Below are 21,090 nucleotides of genomic sequence, written 5' to 3' on the forward strand. Positions count from 1 at the left end.
AATCTTTCCTTGCCACCGTCCCAACTCTGTGAACATGAGCCTAGACTTTCAAGCAGGACAAATTGTGTCTTTAGACCATAGTGATAGGAATCTGTTTGGAGAAGTCATTCAAGTAGTGGTTTCCCGTCAGTTGTGCTGGGTACGTCCTTTGCTCTTAGTTAGCTTTACCCAGGAATCACCACTAGTGACTGATATGCGAGATGCATCTGATTTGCTGTGGCCAATAAATTTATTTCGACCAGCTTTAGATACGGAAGTAATTACCTTCTTGAGCCAAGTTTTGGTGAAGGAACCAAAAAATGAACCTGATTCCGCTACTAAACTGGAATTTCATCAATTTATTCACCAAATTTGGCAAGCGTATCAGCAGGGAGTGGGGAGTGGGGAGTAGGGAGTATGGTGTGGGGAGTGTGGGGAGTGTGGGAGGTGTGGGGAGTTAGTCCTCAAAATTTTATTCGCAATGATCAATTAAGCGTAGCGAATACCAGCATCTTTGAGGCGTTGAATGGCTTCATGCATTCGCTCTTCGGGAATGGTGAGAGCTATACGGAAAAAACCTTCCCCACTTGCGCCATAACCGTTGCCTGGAGGAACCATAATGCCACATTTGTCAAGTAATAAATCAACAAATTCTGTGGATGAGTATCCTGGTGGTACGGGAACCCAGACGTAAAGTGTCGCTTTTGGCGGTTGAATGGGCCAGCCTAATGATTGTAATCCTTGGACAATAATGTCACGGCGCTTTTGGTATACTGAGATTAGATTTTGCAATTCTGCTTCACTGGTAGAATAAGCTGCGATCGCCGCTTTTTGAATTGCCTTAAATATTCCGGAATCAACGTTAGTTTTTACCTGTCTCAAGCCTTGAATCCCAATGGCGTTACCAACTACAAAGCCAATACGCCAGCCTGTCATATTATAGGATTTAGACAAACTGTGAAACTCAATAGCCACATCTTTGCCACCAGGAACTTGCAGCACACTCGGCGGTTTATAGCCATCATAAGCCATTTCTGAGTAAGCATGGTCATGACACAGCAAAATATTATACTGCTTACAAAAATCTACCAATTCTGCAAAAAATTCTAAACTGGCTAAGGCTCCTGTGGGATTATTAGGATAATTAATCCATAATAATTTTGCCTGACGAGCAATTTCTTCAGGAATCGTAGTTAAATCAGGTAAAAAATTGTTTTCTGCCTTCAAAGGCATGGTATAAGGTTCACCACCAGCAAAAATCGTCGCCGTTTGATACACTGGATAACCAGGATCTGGGATGAGGGTATAGTCTCCAGGTTCTACAAAAGCCAAAAATGTGTTGTGTATTGCTTCCTTAGAACCAATGGAAGAGATAATTTCTGTTTCTGGATTTAACCCTGTCACCCCAAACCGACGTTCCATCCAATTAACCGCAGCTTCCCGAAATTCTCTAGTCCCCTGATAAGGCGGGTAGTTATGGTTGGTAGGATCATCTATTGCTGCGTGCATGGCTTGCAGAATGTGAGCCGGAGTTTGTTTATCTGGATCGCCCAATGCCAGATTAATGATATCAACTCCCTGAGCCACAAGTTGTTCCCGTTTACGGTTAATTTCAGCAAACAAATAGGGAGGAATTTTTTCTAAACGTTTTGCGGGCTGCATGGCGGTTTACTATTACTGCAAATTGTGGATGCTCGTTAGCACAGTTTACGCCAGAGTGGGGAAATAAATACTAAAGCTCACGGAAAAATCTGATCTTGTAATTTTGATGATGTATTTTCGTCTTGATTTCCGGAATTTATCCACAAAATTCGTTTAAAATTACAATTAAATTGCAATGCCCAGCCTAAATTAATATCCCCAACTAGGTACTAACTTGATTCGGCCAGCATCCATTTCTGCCATTAATAACTCTAAGGCTTCATAATCGACATCGGAAATGTGACCCATTTGAGTCAGTTCGCAGTTGATTTCGTTTTCGATTTCAGGGGTTAATTTTTTAATGTCAAGTGCTTTTTCTACCAATTGACGAATAACGTACTTAGTTCTCATAACCAATAAACCAAATTATATATGATAGTAATTATCTAGGATCACCCTTGGTATAAAATGTGATTTGAACTGTGATAAAAGTGTGATCCATATCACTAGAAAAGGGAATAAATAATTGGTCATGCACCCTGTTATGCAACGCTAATCAAGATAGAAATCTCAATTTGAAATTTGTCTAATTTATCTCAATTGATTGCCAAAGCAAGCTTACCAGCAAAGTAATGGTTAATTTCTTGGCTCTAGGCTTGTCTATGTAGATTGTTTGGCAACTGGATGGGTAAAAAAGTATATATAGATACATTTTCACCTGTATTTATGACAATCTTTAAACAGACATATCAAAGTGATAAAGATTCAGCAAAGATGCCGGAATTTTTGAGTCAAGCTCAGGAGATAAAGTTTATTATATTCCCAGGATTCTGGACTGTATATCTGGTCAGAGTTAGTCTCATAGCACATAATGTGCAGCAACAGTTGAAAAGTAAATTTGTGTAAAAGAGTTATGAGTTGCCAGGGTGAATTGTACTGAAAACCGGAAATCAATGCTAAGTTATAGTTGGTAAGCTGTAATTAAGGTAGCTAGAAGATAGCATAGTGGCTGTTGCAGTTGAAAAATTAATCACGTCGGATATTTTAAAACCAGCTCGTTACTTGGGTAACGAACACCTGGCCGTACATAAACCTTGGGATGCTGCCACAATACGTTGGGCGTTAACATACCCAGAAGTATATGAAGTCGGTTCATCTAATTTGGGGCATATCATTCTGTATAACATTTTGAATGCCCAGCCTCGACAGTTGTGCGATCGCTCCTATTTACCAGGTGCTGACTTGGCAGCTAAACTGCGGAGTACCAATACACCATTGTTTGCTGTAGAATCCCAGCGATCGCTCTCGGAATTTGACATTTTAGGCTTTAGTCTCAGTTATGAACTGGGCGCAACTAACATCCTGGAAATGTTGGATTTGGCGAAAATTCCCCTTACATGGCAAGAACGAGCGGCTGGTAATCACCCGTTAATTTTTGCTGGGGGACAAACGGCAACCTCCAACCCAGAACCTTATGCCGATTTCTTTGACTTTTTTGCCCTGGGAGATGGGGAAGAACTGTTACCAGAAATTGGTTTGGTACTAGAAGCAGGTAAAGAAGCTCACTTAGATCGGCAAAGTTTACTCCTGGATTTGGCGCAGATTCCCGGTGTATATGTGCCTCAGTTTTATCAAATGACTGATGCTGTTTACCCCATCCGGCCAGATGTACCAGAACGCATTGTCCGTCGGGTAGCAACGCCCATCCCCGCCTATTCCATTGGCTTAGTGCCTTATGTGGAAACAGTCCACGATCGCCTAAGTCTAGAAATTCGCCGGGGTTGCACCCGTGGGTGTCGTTTTTGTCAACCAGGAATGTTAACCCGTCCAGCTAGGGATGTGGAACCAGAAGCAGTGGTGGATGCGATCGCCCAAGGAATGCAAGCCACTGGCTACAACGAGTTCTCCCTGTTATCCCTCAGTTGTTCCGATTATTTAGCCTTGCCTGCTGTAGGCATGGAAATCAAAAATCAGCTCAAAAATCAGAATATTTCCCTGACACTTCCCAGCCAAAGGGTAGATAGATTTGATGAAAATATTGCCAACATCCTGGGTGGAACTCGCCAAGGAGGGCTGACTTTTGCCCCAGAAGCGGGAACCCAAAGAATGCGGGATATTGTCAATAAAGGTTTAACCAATGAGGAGTTATTAAGAGGTGTAAAAACAGCCTGGGAACAAGGTTGGGATAAAATAAAGTTATATTTCATGATCGGTCTACCCGGTGAAACAGATGCCGATGTGGTGGGGATTGCCGAAACTGTAACTTGGTTACAAAGAGAATGTCGCGGTAGAGGTAGAAAACCTTTAAACTTTAACCTGACAATCTCCAACTTTACACCCAAGCCCCATACCCCTTTTCAGTGGCATTCAGTTTCTACCACCGAGTTCCAACGCAAACAACATCTACTTAGGCAAGAGTTTCGCCGCATCAGAGGGGTTAAAGTTAATTTCACTGATGTTCGTATTTCCGCAATGGAAGACTTTGTGGGTAGGGGCGATCGCTCTTTAGGAAAAGTAGTCCGCCGTGCCTGGGAACTAGGTGCTGGCATGGATTCCTGGTATGAAAACTTAGATGCGGCTTTTGGTGCTTGGGAACAGGCGATCGCCGAAGCTGGTTTAACAGGGAAATATCGCCTACTAGAAGCAGCCGGAGGAGAAAGTAGGGAAGACTTATTAAATTTCCCCCTACCTTGGGACCACATTGACACCGGGATTGATAAAAAATGGCTGCAAGAAGACTTTAAGCGAGCTTTAGAGGCGGCTGTCGTACCTGACTGTTCCTTTGCAGATTGTTCTCATTGCGGTGTCTGCGGCACCGAATTTGGACATAATATCGTGATTCCACCCCCAGCTATCCCCGACTTTGCCGGTAACTTTGTCCCCAACACAAACAGAACCCAAAGGCTGCGGATGTGGTTTGGCAAACAAGGTAGCATGGCTTTAGTTGGTCACTTAGATTTAATGCGTCTATTTGACCGAGTGATTCGCCGCGCCGGTTTACCAATTGCTTTTACCGGTGGATTTCATCCTAGTCCCCGGATTGCGATCGCCAGCGCTTTAACACTAGGAGCCACCAGTAGTGGAGAAATAGTAGACTTTGAGTTAACCGAGCCAGTAGAACCTGAGTTTTTCCAACAACAGTTAGTCAGAGAACTACCTACAGATATCCCCATATATCATGTTGCTGCCGTAGATTTAAAGAGTCCAGCTGCCAACCAACTCATGGAAACAGCAGAATATTTAATTACCGTAGCCACAGAAAAGTTAGTGGATAATTCACAATGGCAACACTGGTTAGACCAAATCAAAGCCAAACCAGAACTGTGGTGGGAGAAAACAACCAAATCCGGCAAAACCCAACAGATAAATCTGCGCGATCGCTTGTTTCAACTAGAGCTAGTAGAAAGTTATCCAAATCTAGCAGAATCCACCGTAAAATTACGTTACGTGGGTAGCTGTCGCCATGATGGAACAGTCTTGCGTCCAGAACAAATTCTGTCTATGCTGAAAATAGTGGCAGGAGAAAATTTTCAACTTCTGCACATTCACCGTAATCAGCTAATTTTGGGGTTATAATCCGGTAAAGGCGACTTGCTAGTAGTTGTCCTCACATCGCAAAGTATGAAATTTGATTTCGACTAAGTTGAGTTAGAATCAGGTAAAGAAAATTTTTTGGCTTGGCATTAAATAAACTAGTTCACTTTCTTGGTAAATCAGAAAGCCAAAGTGGAGATATGAGCATGAGATTTCTAAGATTGAATCTCAAAGCAAGTGAAGTAGATTAAAAAATTCACTCGTTATTCTTGCCATTTTGTGAACCAGTAATTAAAAAAAATAGACTGCTGCGGCCTTTTTTCTTACCCGGTTTTTAAGCAATTTGTTGAATGGTTCATCCCTGGGGATTAACCAGATGGTTGATTGATTAGCTACAAGTTTTTGGTAGCTCCTGGGGAAGAATCCGGCGTGTAAAAGCTGTGGTTTAGTGAATAAAGCTCGTTGATTTTGAGCCAAAAAGTGACAATTTTTATAATCAGCAGCACCTTTTGGACTAGCCAAAGGTATAAGAACTTCCAGAAGCTTCTGGTTGGTGCTGCTAAATTTTGAGGAAGTTGAATGCCAAAGCAAATTATCATAGCAGAGCAGCATCAAATTGCGGCTGTATTTTCTGAAGATCAAATACAAGAACTAGTCGTAGCCACAGGTCATCACCAAATTGGCGATGTTTACTTAGGAGTGGTAGAAAACGTATTACCTGGTATAGATGCCGCCTTTGTCAACATTGGCGACCCAGAGCGCAATGGTTTTATTCATGTCACTGACTTAGGGCCATTAAAGCTCAAGCGCACAGCCGCAGCCATTACCGAATTATTAGCACCACAGCAAAAGGTGTTAGTGCAGGTAATGAAAGAGCCAACGGGAACTAAAGGGCCAAGATTAACCGGTAACATTACTTCCCCAGGGCGCTATGTAGTATTAATGCCCTATGGTAGGGGTGTAAATTTATCCCGAAGGATTAAGAGCGAGAGCGAGCGAAACCGTTTGCGGGCCTTAGCTATTTTAATTAAACCCGCCGGAATGGGTTTGCTGGTGCGGACAGAAGCAGAAGGTAAACCAGAGGAAGCAATCATCGAAGATTTGGAACTGTTGCAAAAGCAATGGGAAGCCATTCAGCAAGAAGCCAATTCTACCCGTGCGCCAGCCTTATTAAATCGGGATGATGATTTCATCCAGCGTGTGTTACGGGATATGTATGGTGCGGATGTTAACCGCATTGTGGTGGATTCTAGTTCCGGTTTAAAACGTGTTAAGCAATATCTCCAAAACTGGAGTGGCGGTCAAACACCCCAGGGAGTCTTATTCGACCATCACCGCGATCGCTCACCCATACTAGAATACTTCCGGATTAGTGCCGCCATTAAAGAAGCACTGAAACCCAGAGTAGATTTACCCTCCGGCGGATATATTATTATTGAACCCACCGAAGCCCTGACCGTAGTGGATGTAAACTCCGGTTCCTTTACCCGTTCCGCCACAGCTAGAGAAACGGTTTTATGGACAAATTGTGAAGCTGCTACAGAAATTGCCCGACAACTACGTCTGCGAAATATCGCTGGGGTAATTGTAGTTGACTTTATTGATATGGAATCACGGCGTGACCAATTGCAGGTTCTGGAACACTTTAACAAAGCTCTCAAAGCCGATAAAGCCCGTCCTCAAATTGCTCAGTTAACGGAATTGGGCTTGGTAGAATTAACCCGCAAGCGCCAAGGTCAAAACATTTATGAGTTATTTGGTGAAACCTGCCCAGCTTGCGGTGGTTTGGGACATATCATGCACTTACCTGGAGAAAAGGATAGCAGGACTAGGGGGGATATCTCTACTAGCCCTGGAGTATTACCAAAAACTAACGACGTACCAGATCGCTTTGACATCGGTTACTCACCTTCTAAAGTATCCTTAGTTCCTAAAGAGCCACGGTTGCCTGTAACTAGGATTACTGAGCCACGGGAAAATTATGATGCCTTTGGGGATGTGTTTGACGGGGATTCTGATTTAGGCAATTTTGATTCTATTAATCATCCCAGCTATCAAGAGCCGCGCGATTCCAAGCGCCGTGTTCGCAAGAGTAGCCATAACCGAGTTGGGATTAATGGTGTGACTCGCAAAGATGAAACTGGGGTGAACATATCGCCACTAGATTTTGACAATGATCCAGACTTGGAGGACGATGTATCACCACTTCGACAAAGCTCTGTGTCCACAGATTTGGAAAGAGGGACGGAAGATATAGTTGGTTCTGGGTTGGGTAAATTGGGTTGGAATGAAAGGGGAGAGCGCAGTGGTAGCTTTGACTCGGAACAGTTTAATCCAACTTTGACTCGCACCCCTAAAGTCACAAAAGTCGAACCTATTAAGCCAGTGGTGGAACCACCAGAGGTGAAAACTGTGGAAATGACTTTAGAGGAACAAGACGTGTTCGCATTGATGGGGGTTTCTCCTTTGGTGAAGTTAGACCAGGAGGTAAAGGCTTCTAAATCTGTAATTATTAATATTGTTGGTCCTGGCCATTTGGGGACTAAGGAGCCTGACCTTTTTAGTGACAGGGATGAAGTTGAGGAATCAACAGATGAACCAAAGACTCCAACCACCAGCACTGTTGAGCTAAGTTTAGAGAATTTCTCCCAGGAAAATACATTACAGGTGGAATCCGACGAAAAACCTGTATTGAAAAATACAACTGAGGATGCTGGTTTGGAGGTGAAGAAAGAGATTAGCAATCGACGACGGCGACGGCGTTCTTCTGCTGTAGAGTCCGACTTTGCTGGAGAAGACGATAGTTAATTTGGTTGATAGAAAAGGGAGTGGGGAGCTAGTTCCGGCCTATGTGGTGGGAGTTGTCTGAGAGTTCTCAGCAGTTATCTGATTTAGTTGCGGGTGTCGATGAAGTGGGGAGAGGGGCGCTGTTTGGCCCAGTAGTGGCGGCGGCGGTAATCTTGCCAGCTTCGGCCTGGCCAATTTTGATAGCAGCTGAGATTAAAGACAGCAAAAAACTCTCTAGCGATCGCAGAGTTAAACTAGGGTTGCAAATTTGTGAATTGGCGACAGCTTGGAGTATCGGCTTGGCTTCTGCGGCTGAGATTGACAAGTTAAACATTTTGCAAGCAACCCTGTTAGCTATGAAGCGAGCTGTAGTGAAGTTGCAGGTATTGCCTAGCCTCTGTTTGGTTGATGGTAATCAGTCTATTAAGGATTTGGGGATACAGCAACAAACTATTGTCAAAGGGGATGAGCGATCGCTCAACATAGCAGCTGCGAGCATAATTGCCAAGGTATGGCGCGATCAGCTAGTAACAGATTTGGCATCACAGTACCCTGCATACAATCTAGAGCAGAATAAAGGTTACGGTAGCCAAAAACATTTAATAGCACTGCGACAACAGGGACCATCCCCACTGCATCGTCAATCATTTCGACCTTGTAAACCAGAAAAAATCGCCCCTGAGTGAATGGGAAAAGAGCCAAGGGGCGGGATGATAACTTACTAATACCTCGTCCCTACTTTTTTGTTTTTTGAGTCACTCTGGATTGAAAAGCGGTAATTCGCTATTGTAGTTATCTAGTGTGTTTTCTTCTATTTGTGATTTTACCCAAGAGTGATAATCTGCTAAAAGTTGATGTAGCAAGCGTTGTTTGACTGTCATTAGTACACTTTTTAATAAACCATTGCCGGCGGCTTCTAAAATTGGTCGAGGTGTGAAGCAAAGGGGTGGTGGTATATCTACCTGAACTTCTAAATCGGCTCTTCCTTGCAGGCTAGTAATACCGTTACTTTCGTGTAATGACAAATGTCCTTGCAAATTTAATGTAAAGCGCTGGTTAATATATTCAAAGCCCAGTATTTCACAACCAAGCGATCGCAATTTAATAGTGCCATTAGATTCAGCCCAGACTTTCATATCTACCGTCGGCTGAATTTTCAAAGACAGAAAGCTGAGGGGCTGCATTTTTAAGCGAAATACTTGCTCCGAAAGCTGGCTCACTCGCCGGCTATCAGTCAAAGCATTAACTAAACGTTGAGGCTGACGCAAGTAGTGTTCAATGGGGATAGGTTGGGATAAGACATTAATTTTTGCGGTTTGGGAGGCACTGAATTGAGTAGCCCCTGAGTTTAGTGGAAGAGTGGACATGAATTAAATCACTCTCATTAATATTCATATTAATTAGCATACCGCGCTCTCACCAGAAGAAACGGGGAAAACACCAAATTATATTGGGGATTGGGGATTAGTGAATCTATTCCTCAGCGCAGACTTACAGGTGCGGAATATGGTCAAAAATCCTTAGACGCTTTGTTGGAGTCGAAAATTAAGAGCAGTATACACCCCCAGTGCAGGTTCTCCCATGAGAAAACGAGAAACTTTAGCTCAGTATTTTGATTAATTTAATTATTTGTGTGTACACTGTAGCTTTAAAGTGAATAGATAGTAAGGGTTAGTAGCTAGGCTGATATGGGTTTTTATGAATTGAGGAGGCAGTTAGAATATAAAACCCAATTCTATTGTTAGCTTTTTTGAATCGGTTAAAACCATTAATTCAGAACTAAAGTCTCGACTCTTCCACTGATGCCTCCGGATGCCGCAGGCTGTACGTTAGTCGCTCATGGGGGAGAACCCCAAAACTGCGCTGAATAACTTAAATACTTTTAACCTATGAACGCTCTTAAAAATATATCTATTGCTCATTTAGGGCCACCGGGGACTTATGCAGAACAAGCTGCGGCTTTTTATGTCAACTGGTTAGCTGAAAAAATCGGAATTATTGCTACTTTATACCCTTGTCCAAGTATTGCGAAGTCTCTGCAAGCCGTTGTGGATGGACAAACTCACCTAGCTGTTGTGCCGATAGAAAATTCCATTGAAGGAAGTGTAACTATGACAATGGATACACTCTGGCAACTAGATAGCTTAGAAATTCAATTGGCTTTGGTTATGCCTATTGCCCATAATTTAGTTTCTCGTGCCGTTAGTTTAGATAGTATTCAAACTGTTTATTCTCACCCACAAGCATTAGCACAATGTCAAGGATGGTTGGGAAAATTTCTGCCCAATGTGCAGCTAATACCCAGTAATTCTACAACTGAAGGACTGAAGATACTAAATCAGGATTTGACAGCAGCTACCATTTCATCTCATCGGGCTGCTCAACTTTATAATCTGCCGATATTAGCTAGTAATATTAACGACTATGCAGAAAACTGTACTCGCTTTTGGGTGGTGAGTCGAAGTCAAGATACTGGGGCTGTTAACACTGTTAAGGATCTGATTAATACATCACAAAATGCTACTCATACCTCTTTAGCTTTCAGTGTACCTGCCAATTTACCAGGAGCGCTGCTGAAAACTTTACGAGTATTTGCTGAATTAGGAATTAATCTTAGCAGAATTGAATCTCGTCCAACAAAGCGATCGCTAGGGGAGTATTTATTTTTCATTGACTTGGAAGCAGGTAAAAACGAAGCACAGATGCAATCAGCTTTAACACAATTAACAATGCACACAGAGGTGATCAAAATTTTTGGCAGCTATCATGTTCTACCAATTAATTTTGAACGGTAATTATTATTGATCAATTACGGATTGCTAAAGGGTAGTCATAGAAAATATTACGAATTAAGAATTACTAATTACGAATTATTAAAAGTGTCTTTCAGAACAGCACGCGCTGCTAAATGATTGCGAGTAGAGGTCAAAATTTCTGCTTCTCTTTCTAAGCGCAGGACAGTATCTTGTGTTTCTAGCAATGCCTGTTGCTCTGAGGCTACACCATAGAGGTTACTTGCAACCCAATAAGAAAGTTCAGTGGGTAGATCAGGTAATTCGTCCGGTAATTCCATATCTTGTTCGGTCAGCTTGGCCGAAAGACGAACTACATCTCGTAACAGTTGTTCAACTTCAGTCGCCAAAGGACGTAAATCTTTACTTGGTGGCTGGTCTTCTAACCACTCCACTAAGCCCACACGGTAAGGCTTTTCACGAATGTACTCTAGAACACGAAACCTTTGTTGTCCTAAAGTTAACATTTTCATCCGGTCATCTGGCATACGTTGGTAATGAATGATTTCTGCACAGCAACCAACATTAGCAATTGTACCGTCAACAGGATCAACCATTAGTACCCCGAATCGGCGATCGCTTTCCAAGATCGTGTTCATCATGATTCGGTAGCGAAATTCAAATATTTGTAAGGGTAATGGTCTAGTGGGGAATAGAACTACTTCCGGTAACGGGAACAGAGGTAGTTCACGAACTGCGATTTTAGAAGAAGATGTCATTCTTGCCTTGGTATAAATTTAATTTTAAAATTTATTATTTTCTGCTTTTCCCGTACTTTGCTTATATTCTATCATTTGTTTTCCCAGCAATAAAAAGCCCTGAGATAAATTTCTTCAGGGCTGAGTAAATATAACGCTATGAAATATAACGCTATGAATTTAATGCATTCCTTAGTAATGAAAATATCACTACTGTACTGGAATGAGCGAGTCATTCTACATCAGTGTTAATGACTGAGTACTAATCATCAGTGACTAGATTATAGTTTTACTTCAATGTCCACACCAGAGGGTAAATCTAGTTTCATCAGGGCATCAATAGTTTTAGAAGAAGGCTGATAAATGTCAATAATCCGGCGATGGGTGCGGGTTTCAAAGTGTTCCCGTGCATCCTTATCTACGTGAGGCGATCGCAGCACACAGTAGATTTTGCGTTTGGTGGGTAAGGGGATTGGACCTATGGCTGTAGCGTTAGTTCTGTTAGCTGTATCTACAATCTTCTCGCAAGATGTGTCTAATAAGCGACGGTCAAAAGCCTGTAAACGAATTCTAATTTTTTGCTGCTGTAGAGTTGCCATCTTTAATTTTCCAGGTTCTGATTAGTGGGGGAGTAGTGAGTAGTGAGTGGGGAGTGGGGAATAGTGAGTAGTCAATTCAGGGGGACGAAAACATATAATTCAACCCTGACAATTAGGGAGTTTTTCGCCTGTTGCCTATTTCCTACTAGACCTTACTCTCTATTCTGTATGCCCCACTCCTCTTCATAGATGGAAGAGAAAGGAGCAGAGACGAATTTTACCATCTCTGCTCCTATGTTATGGAACGAAAAAGTGTTACTTCACAATTTTAGAGACGACACCAGCACCAATTGTGCGGCCACCTTCACGAATAGCGAAGCGCATTCCTTGCTCAATAGCGATCGCGTTGATCAGTTCCACTGTCATTTTGATGCGATCGCCTGGCATCACCATTTCTGCTTCACTACCATCATCGGAAGTAAAAGCTGTGATTGTTCCAGTTACATCAGTTGTCCGCACGTAAAACTGAGGACGGTAGCCAGAGAAAAATGGAGTTTTGCGGCCGCCTTCTTTTTCTGTCAGTACGTACACTTCACCTTCAAATTGAGTGTGAGGAGTAATAGAACCGGGCTTGGCGATTACCATACCGCGTTCAATATCAGCCTTTTGGATACCGCGTAGCAGTACACCAGCGTTATCTCCAGCCATACCTTGATCAAGACTCTTCTTGAACATCTCAATTCCGGTGACAGTGGTGTTGCGAGTGTCTCTGATACCCACCAATTCGACGTTGTCGCCCACTTTCACTACACCACGTTCAATCCGACCGGTAGCAACAGTACCACGACCTGTAATAGAGAACACGTCTTCCACAGCCATCAAGAAGGGCTTATCTACAGCCCGGTCAGGAGTAGGAATGTAGGAATCTACTGCGTCCATCAGAGCGTAGATTTTGTCTACCCAAGGATTTTCACCCTTTTGAGTTTTAGGGTTAGCAGTCATTGCTTCCAGTGCTTTCAGACCAGAACCTGTAACGATAGGAATGTCATCACCAGGAAAATCGTAGCTAGATAATAGCTCCCGGACTTCCAATTCCACCAATTCTAGTAATTCTGCGTCATCTACCATATCTTCTTTGTTCAAGAAGACAACTAGACTGGGAACACCAACTTGCTTTGCCAGCAGGATATGTTCACGGGTTTGGGGCATGGGGCCATCAGCAGCAGAAACTACGAGGATACCACCATCCATTTGTGCCGCACCAGTGATCATGTTTTTCACATAATCAGCGTGTCCTGGACAATCTACGTGAGCATAGTGCCGATCGCCGGTTTCATACTCAACGTGAGCCGTATTAATGGTAATACCCCGTGCTTTTTCTTCGGGAGCATTATCAATTTGGTCATAGCCTTTACCTGTAGCCTGACCCATAGCAGCCAGAGTCATAGTAATAGCTGCTGTTAAAGTAGTTTTGCCATGATCAACGTGGCCAACTGTACCGATATTAACGTGTGGTTTAGTCCTTTCAAACTTTGCGCGTGCCATGAATGCTCGTTTCCTTTTTTTTTATGAGACCTCGCCCTTAAGGGCGGGGTTTATTAAGCGTTCCCTTTGCTTTTCGCTATGATTGCTTCAGCCACGTTCCGAGGTACTTCTTCATAGTGGCTAAATTCCATTGAGAAGATACCTCGTCCTTGGGTCTTGGAGCGGATATCAGTAGCGTAGCCAAACATTTCTGCCAATGGGACTTTAGCAGTTACTTTGGCAAGACCATCATCAGATCCCATACCTTCAATTTGCCCACGACGGGAGTTCAGGTCGCCCATTACATCCCCAAGGTAGTTTTCGGGAACTTCCACCTCAACTTTCATCATAGGTTCTAAAAGTACAGGTGAAGCTTTCAACACTGCCTCTTTCATTGCCATTGAGCCAGCAATTTTGAAAGCCATTTCTGAAGAGTCTACATCGTGGTATGACCCATCAATTAAAGTTGCTTTCACATCAATCAGTGGATACCCAGCGAGTACTCCTGATTCGCAGCTTTCTTTCATTCCTTGTTCTGCGGGGCTAATGTACTCTTTAGGTACAGTACCACCGACAATCTTAGAAACAAATTCAAAGCCCGTACCGGGTTCGCCTGGTTCCAAATTGATCACAACGTGACCATATTGACCTTTACCACCACTTTGGCGAATGAATTTCCCTTCAATTTTGGAGACTTGTTTACGAATTGTTTCACGGTAAGCTACTTGCGGCGCACCAACGTTCGCTTCTACTTTGAATTCTCGTAACATCCGGTCTACCAGAATTTCTAGGTGTAGCTCTCCCATGCCGGCAATCACGGTTTGATTCGTTTCCGGATCAACGTGAACGCGGAAGGTGGGGTCTTCTTCGGAAAGAGATTGCAGAGCTTTGGAGAGCTTGTCCATGTCATTCTTGGTTTTGGGTTCAACCGCTACCGAAATAACAGGTTCAGGAATGAATAGAGATTCCAGAATTACTGGTGATCCTTCATCAGTGATAGTATCACCTGTTAAGGTATCTTTTAACCCCAATGCTGCTCCTAAATCGCCAGCCCGCATTTCGTCCACGTCCATGCGTTCATCTGCTTTCAAAATGACCAGACGGGAAATGCGTTCTTTTTTGTTCTTGGTAGCATTAAGAACGTAGCTACCTTTCTTTAGAACACCAGAATAAACACGAACAAAGGTGAGACGACCATAAGGGTCGGCCATAATCTTGAACGCCAGAGCTGATAAAGGTTCTTCATCATCAGCTCTGCGCTCCACCGTTTCCCCATTGGGTAATGTACCTTGAATTGCTGGTACTTCAGTTGGTGCTGGCAGATAATCTACCACTGCATCCAGCATCAACTGCACGCCTTTGTTTTTAAATGCCGAGCCGCAAAGTACCGGCACAATCTTACCCGCAATTGTACCTTTACGCAGGGCTGTACGAATTTCTGCTTCTGTAAGTTCTTCTCCCTCGAAGTACTTATTCATCAGAACGTCGCTGGTTTCTGCCACAGCTTCTATCAACTTGGTACGGTATTCGGCTGCCTTCTCTTGCATTTCGGCGGGGATATCTGTTTCTTCGATATCTGTGCCTTCGTCGTTGTTATAAATATAGGCACGTTGCCGTACCAGATCAACGATGCCGCTAAATTCAGTTTCGCTACCAATTGGCAGTTGAATGGCAATGGCATTAGCCCGCAGGCGATCGCGCATCTGCTCGTGAACTCTATAGAAGTTGGCCCCTGTACGATCCATTTTGTTAATGAAGGCGATACGGGGTACTTTATAGCGGTCTGCTTGTCGCCACACTGTTTCCGACTGTGGTTGCACACCACCTACGGAACAAAATACTGCGATTACGCCATCTAACACGCGCATGGAACGTTCTACTTCAATTGTGAAGTCAACGTGTCCTGGAGTATCGATAATGTTAATTTGATGATCTTTCCAACTGGTACTGATTGCAGCAGCAGTGATGGTAATTCCCCGTTCACGCTCCTGAGCCATCCAGTCGGTGACGGCAGTTCCTTCATGAACTTCGCCAATTTTATGAATTATGCCAGAGTAAAAAAGTATTCTCTCGGTTGTTGTTGTCTTGCCCGCATCTATATGCGCCGCAATACCGATATTGCGTACTTTCTCTAGCGGGATGGTACGTGCCACAGTAGCCTCCTATTATAGTTTTTGCATCATGATATCTTGTATATTACTCTTTGTTAAGATTCTATACTTCTACGGAAAACCGTATTTGTTGTTTTTAGTGGGCGATATACCGCTTTTTCGGCGATATACCCCTATGTTTCTTAGTAACGATAGTGTGCAAAAGCTTTGTTAGCTTCTGCCATCCGGTGTGTTTCTTCCCGTTTCCGAATTGCATTCCCGGTTTCGTTGGCAGCATCCATTAACTCATTCGCTAATTTACTTGCCATTGTGCGGCCGGGTCTAGACCGAGAAAATTTTACTAGCCAGCGCAAAGCTAGGGTTGTACCCCTGTCTGAGCGGACTTCCATCGGTACTTGATAGGTGGCTCCACCTACTCGACGCGCTTTTACTTCTACTAAAGGTGTGGCGTTTCGCACTGCTCTTTCAAAGGTTTCTAAAGGAGCAGCGCCAGTGCGTTCTTCAATAGTTTTCATGGCATCATAAACCAGCCTAGCGGCTAGTGATTTCTTTCCATGACGCATCACTCGCCGGATTATCATGCTTACCAGGCGACTGTTATATACGGAATCAGGCGGAACTGGACGCCTTTGAATAACACCACGACGAGACATACTTCACCTTTAATTCTGATTTGGCAACGAACTTATATGCTATCAGACACTGGATATCTGGATATATGGCCGATTAAAGCCACCATTTAATTTTGTCTTTTTCTCTCTACTGTTGTAGTCAGACTCACTGGTTAATTTGCCCACTACAACTAGAGAAGGCGACAACATCATAAACTTTTATATTTAGATGCAAACCCTTGGCTGGATAATGCTTAGAATGAGCTAGTTTCCCGCTTTATTCAGGATTTAGCACTTTTTTGTCACAGCAAGCGCTTTCTGGAAATCGGCTTAGTCGCCACTCCAGAGCATTAACGGCTTATTTGCTATTTGGTTGCTGCTTTTGGACGCTTGGTTCCGTACTTGGAACGCCCTTGCTTACGGTCTTTGACTCCAGCCGTGTCTAAGGTTCCACGAATAATGTGGTATCTCACACCTGGTAAATCTTTTACCCGACCGCCACGAATCATTACTACTGAATGTTCTTGCAGGTTATGACCGATACCTGGAATATAAGCTGTTACTTCAAAACCAGATGTCAACCTTACCCTTGCTACTTTACGTAGGGCTGAGTTCGGTTTTTTCGGTGTGGTTGTGTATACTCTAGTACAAACACCCCGACGTTGTGGGCATTGTTTTAGAGCTGGAGATTTGGTTTTCTGACGCGCTTGTTCGCGCTCATTACGTATAAGTTGCTGTATTGTTGGCATGAGTTACAGCGCGTAAAGCTGCTTATGGTTCTAACTTTTAACAAATCCTGATTATATCTTTTTTTTAGCTTTTATGTCAAACTTATAGATTTTTTTTAGCTATACGGAGTTGGACTGAGCAATGGAGAATGAATTACCACAGCCACAGATGGCGATCGCTTGAGGGTTATTGAACCGAAATCCCCCACCCATCAAATCTTCTGAATAATCTAATCCCAACTCCTGTACGTAACTATAGCTGTGACTATCGATCACAACCTGCATCTCGTTCACATCAAAAACATGATCATTAACTTTTACAGTTTGATCAAAAGACATATCATAAAACTGACCAGAACAGCCACCTAGCTTAATGGTGATTCTCAATAAACTATTTGGCTGCTGCTTTAACTGTAATCGCTTAATTTCATTTATGGCTGCTTGACTCAAATGAATCATGGAATTAACTTTGGCAATTAACAAAAGCCCCACTGCTGCTGGGGATGAAAATACTCATTCTGGCTATGAGAGATTCTTTGTGATTCTCATTGCTGAGATTTTGTTGCTGATTTACTCATCAATAAATCAACCATCACCCTCTATCTTAGCCTTAATTTTTTGACTGAGATTTAATTTGGTAATTTAGTTATTTTAACAGATATTGTTAACTCTTGTATGGCACTACGCATACACGTTAGGACGTAAACTGATCATAAAAGTTAAACACCGAAAGGCTTTAACCCTACTCCCTACTCCCTACTCGCCACTCCCCAAGCCATAACTAAAAATTTGCTCAAACATCCCAAAATTTACTGAATAAAAAACCCCCGCGTTCAAGACACGGGGAATACTCCACTGGATATACAGATGGAGATTGCCGTTGATTGGGTTAATCTTCAGTACGAGCATAATCATCTTGGTAGCGAATAATATCATCTTCGCCCAAGTATTCGCCATTCTGGACTTCAATTAATACTAAAGGAATCACACCAGGATTCTCTAGACGATGGGACGTACATTGGGGAACATAGGTGGACTCATTGTTACTGAGGAGTACTTCTTGATCACCACAAATTACCTTCGCGGTACCAGAGACAACTATCCAGTGTTCACTGCGGTGATGGTGCATTTGCAGACTCAGGCGGTGTCCAGGCTTAACTTCGATGCGTTTAATTTTATATCCGCGACCTTCTTCCAAAACTGTAAAAGCACCCCAAGGACGCAGTTCAGTTGCAGCAACGCTTTTATTAGCGATCGCAACGGGTAGAGGCAGAGTGTCAGTTTGTCTAGTCTCTGAAATTTGAGCCATATTTACCTCATTGGTCTACATAAAAAATTGTCGTCACTCTTAACTATTAATGGAAAAATTTTGCTTAGTGTTGCAACCGTAAAAATGAATAATTTATTTCCACCTTGCTTAAGATAGCAAAATTCAACTGAAACCTGAAAGAATGACTGCCAAAACTACACTTTCTATGTCAATTCTTCATAGAAAAACTATCAGCTTCTGCTTTCCTTTAAAAAAAACTATAAACTTACCATCTTCCCCCAGTCCCTAGTGCCTAATTAAGGTGACTGTAAAAACACCCCAATACCATTGTGAACACGTGCAGCAGTATTTGGGGAACGGTCTAGTAGTTGTCCACCTAAATAAAGACTAGTGGAACTACCACCGTCTAAATTCAGAGCATTTACACAACCAATATTTTTCATTAATTGGGCGTGTTCGGCTAAAGTTGGCCCTAGTCCACCAGCACGATTATGTACAGCAGCAAGCATCAAAGAACCATTTGTTGTTGTGCAAATAGCACTGCGAGCAGCTCGTTGATTAATAAAAGCCGGAGTGAATTGTTCCCTTGCCGCATCGAGAACAATTTGATTGTTTTGGACTAACAGTGGACCCGCTCCCATGATGTGGGGATAGCGGTTAAATTCCGGAGAATTAGTATTACTATTAATGCTCAATGTCGTGCCAATGGGTAATTGTGATGCTGTACTAGTGGCATCGGCACGTAAAGTTAATAAGTAGCCATCTTGGGGAATAGAAACTGCTCTTTCACCAGCTTTACCACCCGGTAACTGATTTGTGATTCTATCTTTTTGAACAACTATGATAATTTCGTTATTTGTTAACGGCGTGTAGCTATTTCCCCAACTGGGTGTATAACGAGCAATTCCACTTTGAACATAGCCACTATTCAGAAATAGAATCGGGAATTTTTGATTGTTGGCAGCAATTAAAGTTTCTTGTAAGGCCAGACGACCGAAATAAAATTGTCCAGAGTCATTCCAGGCGATCGCCCCCCGATTGAGAATTGGCCCTGATAACCACTGACCATCCCGACGAATTGCACCTAAAGGTAATTGATTATTACGGTTGAAATAACCAGCGTTGACTGCGGCTACAGCTAAATGCTGCTGTGCCATTTGAATTAGGGGTGCAATACCAGCCTGGTTGGTGGGGTTGGTGGTGATGGGTTTTAAACTTAACCCAGCTTGGCGGGGATTAATATCTAACCAAACTATGGGAAATCTTTCTGTACCTAAGTTGACCAATTGCTGTCGCCAGCGCAATCCTGGAGACCAATTAATCTCTCTTTGGACTAGAGAATCGTAACCAAGATCAATTACTAAACGATGGGGGTCTGCTAAAGTCAAAACTTGCGGCGACATCCCAAAAGGGACACTGAGACTAATAATTGTGCGGTTGTTGATGACTTCTAATTGTCTAACTATGGCGGCGGTTCTTTGTGCTGATGTTGACGGGGCGTATTGTTGACTTAAAGCAGGAGCGGTAATACCATCTACAGCTACTACCCATTCTCTATTGGGTTGGGGGGTTGGGTTGGGGGAGTTAGTGGATGGGGTGATGGGTAAGCCTTGGGAAAGTTGCCAAGGTGCGGGACGATCTAAATCTAAGACAATGCGGGCTGACCGGAACGGAGGATTGGTAACACCTGAAGATTGCTGACTTTGACGAATATTTTTGATTTCAGCTGGCGGCATGGCGATCGCCAAAATATTACCATTAGCTTGAAACCGCCAACCTGCTTTTTGAGCAAAATTAGTCATGTCCAGATAGCGATATCCTGGAAGTAACTTACTGGCTAAAACCAGTGGTTGATTAGCCGATGAAAACCACTCTACTGGTTGACTGGCAGTATTATTGCTGCTTAACAAATCTACCCCAATGAATTGGCGCAATGCCCCATCACTCAGATGAGTTCTCACTTCCCCGCCTGTTCCTGGTTCCTGCAACCAAGCCCCTGGTAAGGTGCGACCATTGAGGCTAATTTGGTTCCCCGTCATCAATGTTCCCCTGGGAGTATGAGAGGACTGGACAATCAAATCTGCACCCCCTTCAGCATTAGGCAATTCTTGGGCGCTGAGAGCATGGCTAGCAAATAAGCAGAATATAATTCCTAAAATTGTCACCCCTAGATACCGAAATAACCGTTGATTCACCTTTCTGGCAATAGCCCTGTGATGTTTTCTGCGGCGATTTAACATTTTTACCATAATTTAATCATCACTTTTGGGAACTCTTAGCCCAGTCATCAGCTATAGCAGGACATCCGGCGGTCAGATCACTCCATTACAGGACTGAAACTCACGCATAGCAAGGTTTTTACTATTTGTTTTTGTCCTCACCAACCTGACTGTTACTATAACTAATTGTGGGGAAATCTAAAAAAAATACTGATTTATTTTGTGAATAGATATGATATTGTATATATTGGATATCTATCTCTTCCCAAGTTCAACCAGTAATCATACCCATTACAAGCACTGTTACTAAGTGTTGTAACCATCAGTAGAGTCAGTCTTTCCATAAACAGTAGTTTTATTACTGGAAACTGGTTTAAAATATTTATTCCTCACAAATTTTCAGTGGGGAAATATCACCTGATCAGCAAACAAAAAAATTATCTACAACAACGGATATTTTGAGTAATTGTCAAATGTGTATGTTGTGTAATACGCTGGTTTTGGAGATATATCAGGATGATTTCAGCCTTTAAAACTAAGTTGTATTATGGGGAAGTAAAACAAGTTTTACCAAAAAAATCATGGGATTTAGGGAAGAGACAATTGAGCAAAAATAACTATGGCTAGAGCCAAGTTACGCCATCAAAGGTAATTTGT

18 protein-coding genes are annotated in these 21,090 nt (G+C 42.9%); 6 read left to right on the forward strand and 12 right to left on the reverse strand.

The annotated features are described in order from the left end of the window. Positions 1–34 precede the first annotated feature (34 nt). On the forward strand, positions 35–391 hold the full coding sequence (locus ACM0OP_RS05635; RefSeq protein WP_414527412.1) for a hypothetical protein: 357 nt from the start codon (positions 35–37) through the stop codon (positions 389–391). 77 nt (positions 392–468) lie between these two features. Here the strand turns inward: ACM0OP_RS05635 and ACM0OP_RS05640 are convergent, their stop codons facing one another. Continuing rightward, positions 469–1,641 (reverse strand): pyridoxal phosphate-dependent aminotransferase, encoded by a 1,173-nt coding sequence (locus ACM0OP_RS05640; RefSeq protein ID WP_414527413.1) that lies wholly within the window; start codon positions 1,639–1,641, stop codon positions 469–471. A 189-nt stretch (positions 1,642–1,830) separates the two neighbouring features. Continuing rightward, positions 1,831–2,031, reverse strand: coding sequence for a hypothetical protein (locus ACM0OP_RS05645; protein WP_414527414.1), 201 nt, complete (start codon positions 2,029–2,031; stop codon positions 1,831–1,833). A 594-nt stretch (positions 2,032–2,625) separates the two neighbouring features. Between ACM0OP_RS05645 and ACM0OP_RS05650 the strand changes: the two genes are divergently transcribed. From ACM0OP_RS05650 to ACM0OP_RS05660, 3 genes are all read left to right on the forward strand, one after another. Continuing rightward, positions 2,626–5,196 carry a TIGR03960 family B12-binding radical SAM protein gene (locus ACM0OP_RS05650; protein ID WP_414527415.1) on the forward strand — a complete coding sequence of 857 codons (2,571 nt, stop codon included), beginning with the start codon at positions 2,626–2,628 and terminating at the stop codon, positions 5,194–5,196. Positions 5,197–5,733: 537 nt separating this feature from the next. Next, the gene (gene rne / locus ACM0OP_RS05655; protein ID WP_414527416.1) at positions 5,734–7,962 is read left to right on the forward strand and encodes a ribonuclease E; all 2,229 of its coding nucleotides are present in this window, start codon (positions 5,734–5,736) and stop codon (positions 7,960–7,962) included. Positions 7,963–8,003: 41 nt separating this feature from the next. Further along, positions 8,004–8,627 (forward strand): ribonuclease HII, encoded by a 624-nt coding sequence (locus ACM0OP_RS05660; RefSeq protein WP_414527417.1) that lies wholly within the window; start codon positions 8,004–8,006, stop codon positions 8,625–8,627. Positions 8,628–8,696: 69 nt separating this feature from the next. Here the strand turns inward: ACM0OP_RS05660 and ACM0OP_RS05665 are convergent, their stop codons facing one another. After that, on the reverse strand, positions 8,697–9,308 hold the full coding sequence (locus ACM0OP_RS05665) for a DUF1997 domain-containing protein (RefSeq protein WP_414527418.1): 612 nt from the start codon (positions 9,306–9,308) through the stop codon (positions 8,697–8,699). Positions 9,309–9,830: 522 nt separating this feature from the next. Between ACM0OP_RS05665 and pheA the strand changes: the two genes are divergently transcribed. After that, entirely contained in the window at positions 9,831–10,736 is a 906-nt protein-coding gene (pheA, locus tag ACM0OP_RS05670; protein ID WP_414527419.1) for a prephenate dehydratase, read from the forward strand. 68 nt (positions 10,737–10,804) lie between these two features. On the opposite strand, the gene ACM0OP_RS05675 is transcribed toward pheA, so the two are convergent. The 7 genes from ACM0OP_RS05675 to ACM0OP_RS05705 form a co-directional block, all read right to left on the reverse strand. Further along, positions 10,805–11,452, reverse strand: a complete 648-nt coding sequence (locus ACM0OP_RS05675; RefSeq protein ID WP_414527420.1) for an LON peptidase substrate-binding domain-containing protein — start codon at positions 11,450–11,452, stop codon at positions 10,805–10,807. A 260-nt stretch (positions 11,453–11,712) separates the two neighbouring features. Further along, a complete protein-coding gene (gene rpsJ / locus ACM0OP_RS05680; RefSeq protein ID WP_006196404.1) occupies positions 11,713–12,030 on the reverse strand; it encodes a 30S ribosomal protein S10 in 318 nt (105 codons plus the stop codon). Positions 12,031–12,285: 255 nt separating this feature from the next. Next, positions 12,286–13,515 carry an elongation factor Tu gene (gene tuf, locus ACM0OP_RS05685; RefSeq protein ID WP_414527421.1) on the reverse strand — a complete coding sequence of 410 codons (1,230 nt, stop codon included), beginning with the start codon at positions 13,513–13,515 and terminating at the stop codon, positions 12,286–12,288. Positions 13,516–13,568: 53 nt separating this feature from the next. Continuing rightward, positions 13,569–15,647, reverse strand: coding sequence for an elongation factor G (gene fusA, locus ACM0OP_RS05690; protein ID WP_414527422.1), 2,079 nt, complete (start codon positions 15,645–15,647; stop codon positions 13,569–13,571). Positions 15,648–15,787: 140 nt separating this feature from the next. After that, positions 15,788–16,258, reverse strand: a complete 471-nt coding sequence (gene rpsG / locus ACM0OP_RS05695; RefSeq protein WP_414527423.1) for a 30S ribosomal protein S7 — start codon at positions 16,256–16,258, stop codon at positions 15,788–15,790. A 323-nt stretch (positions 16,259–16,581) separates the two neighbouring features. Next, positions 16,582–16,965, reverse strand: coding sequence for a 30S ribosomal protein S12 (gene rpsL, locus ACM0OP_RS05700; protein ID WP_414527424.1), 384 nt, complete (start codon positions 16,963–16,965; stop codon positions 16,582–16,584). Positions 16,966–17,064: 99 nt separating this feature from the next. Beyond that, entirely contained in the window at positions 17,065–17,403 is a 339-nt protein-coding gene (locus ACM0OP_RS05705) for a HesB/IscA family protein (RefSeq protein ID WP_414527425.1), read from the reverse strand. Here ACM0OP_RS05705 and ACM0OP_RS05710 point away from each other — a divergent pair. Beyond that, a complete protein-coding gene (locus ACM0OP_RS05710; RefSeq protein ID WP_414527426.1) occupies positions 17,402–17,566 on the forward strand; it encodes a hypothetical protein in 165 nt (54 codons plus the stop codon). The genes ACM0OP_RS05705 and ACM0OP_RS05710 overlap by 2 nt on opposite strands. Positions 17,567–17,833: 267 nt before the next feature. Here the strand turns inward: ACM0OP_RS05710 and ACM0OP_RS05715 are convergent, their stop codons facing one another. Both ACM0OP_RS05715 and ACM0OP_RS05720 read right to left on the reverse strand, forming a co-directional pair. Beyond that, positions 17,834–18,253, reverse strand: a complete 420-nt coding sequence (locus ACM0OP_RS05715) for a phosphomannose isomerase type II C-terminal cupin domain (protein ID WP_414527427.1) — start codon at positions 18,251–18,253, stop codon at positions 17,834–17,836. 257 nt (positions 18,254–18,510) lie between these two features. Then, positions 18,511–20,463: a phosphodiester glycosidase family protein gene (locus ACM0OP_RS05720; protein ID WP_414527428.1), complete on the reverse strand. Its 1,953-nt coding sequence runs from the start codon at positions 20,461–20,463 to the stop codon at positions 18,511–18,513. Positions 20,464–21,090: the final 627 nt, after the last annotated feature.

Source organism: Nodularia chucula CCY0103 (assembly GCF_963923915.1).
In the GTDB taxonomy this organism is placed as follows: Bacteria; Cyanobacteriota; Cyanobacteriia; order Cyanobacteriales; family Nostocaceae; genus Nodularia; species Nodularia chucula.

Bases quoted from the DNA above. Each gene is read 5' to 3' on its own strand.
- ACM0OP_RS05635 (WP_414527412.1), top strand. From the start codon at position 35: ATGAGCCTAGACTTTCAAGCAGGACAAATTGTGTCTTTAGACCATAGT.
- ACM0OP_RS05640 (WP_414527413.1), bottom strand. From the start codon at position 1,641: ATGCAGCCCGCAAAACGTTTAGAAAAAATTCCTCCCTATTTGTTTGCT.
- ACM0OP_RS05645 (WP_414527414.1), bottom strand. From the start codon at position 2,031: ATGAGAACTAAGTACGTTATTCGTCAATTGGTAGAAAAAGCACTTGAC.
- rne (WP_414527416.1), top strand. From the start codon at position 5,734: ATGCCAAAGCAAATTATCATAGCAGAGCAGCATCAAATTGCGGCTGTA.
- ACM0OP_RS05660 (WP_414527417.1), top strand. From the start codon at position 8,004: ATGTGGTGGGAGTTGTCTGAGAGTTCTCAGCAGTTATCTGATTTAGTT.
- ACM0OP_RS05665 (WP_414527418.1), bottom strand. From the start codon at position 9,308: ATGTCCACTCTTCCACTAAACTCAGGGGCTACTCAATTCAGTGCCTCC.
- pheA (WP_414527419.1), top strand. From the start codon at position 9,831: ATGAACGCTCTTAAAAATATATCTATTGCTCATTTAGGGCCACCGGGG.
- ACM0OP_RS05675 (WP_414527420.1), bottom strand. From the start codon at position 11,452: ATGACATCTTCTTCTAAAATCGCAGTTCGTGAACTACCTCTGTTCCCG.
- rpsJ (WP_006196404.1), bottom strand. From the start codon at position 12,030: ATGGCAACTCTACAGCAGCAAAAAATTAGAATTCGTTTACAGGCTTTT.
- tuf (WP_414527421.1), bottom strand. From the start codon at position 13,515: ATGGCACGCGCAAAGTTTGAAAGGACTAAACCACACGTTAATATCGGT.
- rpsG (WP_414527423.1), bottom strand. From the start codon at position 16,258: ATGTCTCGTCGTGGTGTTATTCAAAGGCGTCCAGTTCCGCCTGATTCC.
- rpsL (WP_414527424.1), bottom strand. From the start codon at position 16,965: ATGCCAACAATACAGCAACTTATACGTAATGAGCGCGAACAAGCGCGT.
- ACM0OP_RS05710 (WP_414527426.1), top strand. From the start codon at position 17,402: ATGGAATTAACTTTGGCAATTAACAAAAGCCCCACTGCTGCTGGGGAT.
- ACM0OP_RS05705 (WP_414527425.1), bottom strand. From the start codon at position 17,403: ATGATTCATTTGAGTCAAGCAGCCATAAATGAAATTAAGCGATTACAG.
- ACM0OP_RS05715 (WP_414527427.1), bottom strand. From the start codon at position 18,253: ATGGCTCAAATTTCAGAGACTAGACAAACTGACACTCTGCCTCTACCC.
- ACM0OP_RS05720 (WP_414527428.1), bottom strand. From the start codon at position 20,463: ATGGTAAAAATGTTAAATCGCCGCAGAAAACATCACAGGGCTATTGCC.